This is a genomic window from Micromonospora sp. D75, assembly GCF_018070405.1.
GTDB classification, from domain to species: Bacteria; Actinomycetota; Actinomycetes; order Mycobacteriales; family Micromonosporaceae; genus Micromonospora; species Micromonospora chalcea.
In genome coordinates this window covers 1-3,720 of sequence record NZ_JAGPXV010000591.1, presented here as the reverse complement: position 1 = coordinate 3,720, position 3,720 = coordinate 1, and the positions used below count along the sequence as shown (strand labels likewise).

Here is a 3,720-nt window from a genome sequence, read left to right as displayed (position 1 = left end):
CGGGTCAGCGCCGCGGTGGCGGCGAGCGCGGCCAGCAGCGTGGCGGCGCCGACCGGCAGCAGGTGGCGGGCCCATTCGGGCAGGTCCAGCCGGTCCCGCAGGAGCACCCCGGCGACGCGGAAGCCGTAGGTGCCGGCGGCCAGCGCGAGGATCACGGCGATCAGCACGAGACCTCCCCGGCCCGCACGCTCCGATCATCAGCCGCCTCGTCAGCGGTCCGGGGTGGCGCGGCGGGCGGGCGGCGGCGGGCCAGCAGCGGCAGGGCCAGCGCGGCGAGCGCGAGCAGCACCGGCAACCCGGCCGGCAGCAGCGGCGTGGCCAGCACGGCCAGGCCGGCGCCGGTCAGCGCCACCCGGCGGGTCTCCCGGTCGCGCAGGCTGGGCAGCAGCAGCGCGGCCAGCCCGGCCGGGAACGCGGCGTCGAGTCCCAGCGCGGCCGGGTCGCCGGCCGCGCCGCCGGCGAGCACGCCGAGCGCGGTGCCGGTGTTCCAGGCCAGGAAGAGCAGCACCCCGGCGAGCCAGAACGCCCGGCGCCGCCCCGGACCGGCCGGGCGGGCCAGCGCGAACGCGGTCGCCTCGTCGGTCATCAGGTGGCTGCCCAGCAGCCGCTGCCAGCGCCGGGAGCCGAGCGCGCCGCCGAGGGCCAGGCCGAACGGCAGGTGGCGGGCGTTGAGAAGCAGGCCGGCGAGGACCGCCGCGAGCGGACTGCCGGCCACGACGAGCCCCACCGCCATGAACTGGGCGCCACCGGCGTAGACGACCGCGGACATGGCGAGCGTGGCCCAGGCGGGCAGGCCGGCGGCTACCGCCACGGCGCCGAACGACGCGCCCACGGCCAGCATCGCCGCGCCGATGGCGGCGACGTCGCGGAGCACCCGGGCGTCGCCCGTTCGGTATGCCGTACGCATGTCCATTATCCTGAACGCGAGAACGCTTGTTCGTCAAACCGAACAAACCGACCGTTGGAGCGAACACATGGCGATCGACCCCGCTCCCCCACTCGCGACCATCGCCGCCGCGCTACGCCGCGAACGCGAACGGGCCGGCCTGTCGCTCACCGAGCTGGCCCGCCGCGCCGGCATCGCCAAGTCCACCCTGTCCCAGCTGGAGTCCGGTTCCGGCAACCCCAGCGTGGAGACGCTCTGGGCGCTCGGCGTGGCGCTGGACGTACCGTTCAGCCGCCTGGTCGAACCACCCGCCGCCGCCGTGCGGGTGGTCCGGGCCGGCGAGGGCCCCCGGATCCGCTCCGAGCACGCCGACTTCTCCGCCACCCTGCTCGCCGCCGGAGCGCCGCACGCCCGGCGGGACGTCTACGTGATGGAACTGGAACCCGGCGCGGTACGGATCGCCGAGGCGCACACCCCGCGCAGCGTCGAGCACGTCGTGGTCGCCGCCGGACGGATGCGCGTCGGCCCGGAGACCGACCCGGTCGAGCTGGGACCCGGCGACTACGTCACCTTCCCCGGCGACACCCCGCACCGGTACGAGGCGCTGGCCCCCGGCACGTTCGCCGTACTCGTCATGGAGCACCCGTGACCGCGGCCGGCGCCCGGTAGAGCCGCGCCACGACCTCCTCGATGTCCGGCTCCACGATCGAGATGTCCCGCAGCGTGGCCAGGCCGGCCAGCCCGGCCACCACCTCGGCGACGCTCGCCCGTTCCAGCGCGAAGACCAGCCGACGCCCGTCCGCCTCCACCCGCTGCACCGGCGCCCCGGGCAGCACCGGCGGCTCGGGCAGCGCCGCGTCCAGCTCGGCGACCACCATCCGGCGCGAGCCGTACCGGCGGTGCAGCTCGGCGATCGACCCGTCGTGCACCACCCGCCCGTGGTCGATCACCACGAGCCGCCGGCACAGCCGCTCGATGTCGGCCAGGTCGTGCGTGGTGAGCACCAGCGTGGTGTCGCCGGCCCGGCCCAGCTCGGCCAGGAAACCGCGCACCGCCTGCTTGCTGACCACGTCCAGGCCGATCGTCGGCTCGTCCAGGAACAGCACCTCCGGGCCGTGCAGCAGCGCCGCGGTCAGCTCACCGCGCATCCGCTGACCCAGCGAGAGCTGCCGGACCGGCGTGTCCAGGAACCCGTCCAGGTCGAGCAGGTCCCGGCAGCGGGCCAGCCGGGCCGCGTGCTCGCCGGCCGGCACCCGGTAGACGTGCCGCAGCAGGTCGAACGAGTCCCGCAGCGGCAGGTCCCACCACAGCTGCGAGCGCTGCCCGAACACCACGCCGATGCGCAGCGCCAGCCGGGTCCGGTCGGCCACCGGGCGCAGCCCGCACACCCGGGCCCGCCCGGACGACGGCGTCAGCACGCCGGTGAGCATCTTCAACGTGGTCGACTTCCCGGCGCCGTTCGGGCCGATGTAGCCGAGCATCTCGCCGCGCTCCACCCGCAGGTCGACCCCGTCGACGGCGGTCACCGTCCGCTTCTCGCGGCGCAACCGCCCGGCCCGGACCCGGACCGTGAACTCCTTGCGCAGCCCGTCCATCTCGATGACGCTCATGACCCCGTACTCCGGTAGTGACGGACCCCGACGCGCCAGGCCAGGGCGGCCAGCGCCGCCGCGACCACCGCGACGCCCGGCGCGGCCCAGCCCGCCCAGGGCGGCAGGCCGAGCGGGTCGGCGCGGCCCAGCAACGCCAGCGCCGGGTGGTAGCTGACAAAGGCGAACCCCATCCCGTACGCGAACAACGCGCGGAACCAGCCGCCGTACACGGTGACCGGGTACGAGGTGAAGTCACGCCCGCCGTAGGTGACCGAGTTGGCCAGCTCGCCCGAGTCGACCCAGTAGAACGACACCGTCGCGGTCAGCACGAAGACCGAGGCGAAGAAGACCACGGCGGCCAGCGGCGCGACGACCGCCAGCGCCACCCGGCCCGGTGTCCAGTCGATCCCCGCAGAGGCCAGCGCGAACAGCAGCACGGCGAGCCCGAACACGGCCCGGGACAGCTTACGCAGCGGCAGGTCCATCAGCAGCAGCTGCGGCAGCGCGCCGAGCGGACGGACCAACACCGCGTCGAACAGGCCGGTGCGCACGTACCGGGGAAGCCGTTCGATGTTGCCGACCAGCAGGTCGGCGGTGGCGAAGCCGCACGCCGACAGCCCGACCACGACGAGCGTCTCGCGCAGCGTGAAGCCGCCCAGCTCCCGCGTCACACCGAAGATCACCAGGACCGTGACCACGTCGAACACCGTCGCGCCCACGTTGCCGACCAGGTCCACCACGAACGACGTGCGGTACGCCGCCTGCGAACGCGCCTGCGCGCCGAGCAGCGCCCGGTACGCCCGCAGTTCAGCCACCCTGGACGCGCTGTCGCGCTCAGCCACCCTGGACCACCAGGCGGCGCTCGGCGCGGCGCTGCACCAGCCGGCACAGCGCCAGCAGCGCCACCACCCAGGCGGCCTGCACCCCGACCAGGGCGAGACCGGTGGACATCGGCTCCCGCTCCACCAGCACGTCCAGCGGCACCTGCAGGATGCTGGGGAACGGGGTCGCGTACCGCAGGACCGTCTCCAGCGGGCCGGGCAGGAACCCGAGCGGGAAGTAGAGCCCGGCCAGCACGCCCGAGCCGAGCGTCCACAGGATCATCGGCCCTCGGACGTCCTGCAGCCAGTACGCGGTGGCGTTCACCAGGTAGCGGCAGCCGAAGCAGACCACCACCGCGAGCAGCACGGAGAGCAGGAACAGCGGCACCGTTGCCCAGTGCCGGGGCACGTACACCGCGAA

At 74.8% G+C, this 3,720-nt stretch carries 6 protein-coding genes; 1 reads left to right on the top strand and 5 read right to left on the bottom strand.

The features are described from left to right. Together KBX39_RS33900 and KBX39_RS26030 are read right to left on the bottom strand one after the other, a co-directional pair. Window positions 1–155, bottom strand: a 155-nt coding sequence (locus tag KBX39_RS33900) for an AzlD domain-containing protein (protein WP_312247489.1), incomplete at its 3' end; no start/stop codon positions are given. 5 nt (window positions 156–160) lie between these two features. After that, window positions 161–907, bottom strand: coding sequence for an AzlC family ABC transporter permease (locus KBX39_RS26030; RefSeq protein ID WP_069088990.1), 747 nt, complete (start codon window positions 905–907; stop codon window positions 161–163). Between the two features lie 67 nt (window positions 908–974). On the opposite strand from KBX39_RS26030, the gene KBX39_RS26025 reads away from it, so the two are divergent. Continuing rightward, window positions 975–1,535, top strand: a complete 561-nt coding sequence (locus tag KBX39_RS26025) for a helix-turn-helix domain-containing protein (RefSeq protein WP_043329354.1) — start codon at window positions 975–977, stop codon at window positions 1,533–1,535. On the opposite strand, the gene KBX39_RS26020 is transcribed toward KBX39_RS26025, so the two are convergent. The 3 genes from KBX39_RS26020 to KBX39_RS26010 all read right to left on the bottom strand — a co-directional run. Then, window positions 1,519–2,496, bottom strand: a complete 978-nt coding sequence (locus tag KBX39_RS26020; RefSeq protein WP_064448308.1) for an ATP-binding cassette domain-containing protein — start codon at window positions 2,494–2,496, stop codon at window positions 1,519–1,521. The genes KBX39_RS26025 and KBX39_RS26020 overlap by 17 nt on opposite strands. Next, window positions 2,493–3,293, bottom strand: coding sequence for an ABC transporter permease (locus KBX39_RS26015; protein WP_210872972.1), 801 nt, complete (start codon window positions 3,291–3,293; stop codon window positions 2,493–2,495). Before KBX39_RS26015 ends, KBX39_RS26020 begins: the two co-directional genes overlap by 4 nt. A gap of 19 nt (window positions 3,294–3,312) precedes the next feature. Beyond that, window positions 3,313–3,720 (bottom strand): ABC-2 family transporter protein (locus tag KBX39_RS26010; RefSeq protein ID WP_210872970.1); only part of this gene is annotated, 408 nt, incomplete at its 5' end.

Coding starts and splice junctions, on each gene's coding strand:
- KBX39_RS26030 (WP_069088990.1), bottom strand. CDS start 907: ATGCGTACGGCATACCGAACGGGCGACGCCCGGGTGCTCCGCGACGTC.
- KBX39_RS26020 (WP_064448308.1), bottom strand. CDS start 2,496: ATGAGCGTCATCGAGATGGACGGGCTGCGCAAGGAGTTCACGGTCCGG.
- KBX39_RS26025 (WP_043329354.1), top strand. CDS start 975: ATGGCGATCGACCCCGCTCCCCCACTCGCGACCATCGCCGCCGCGCTA.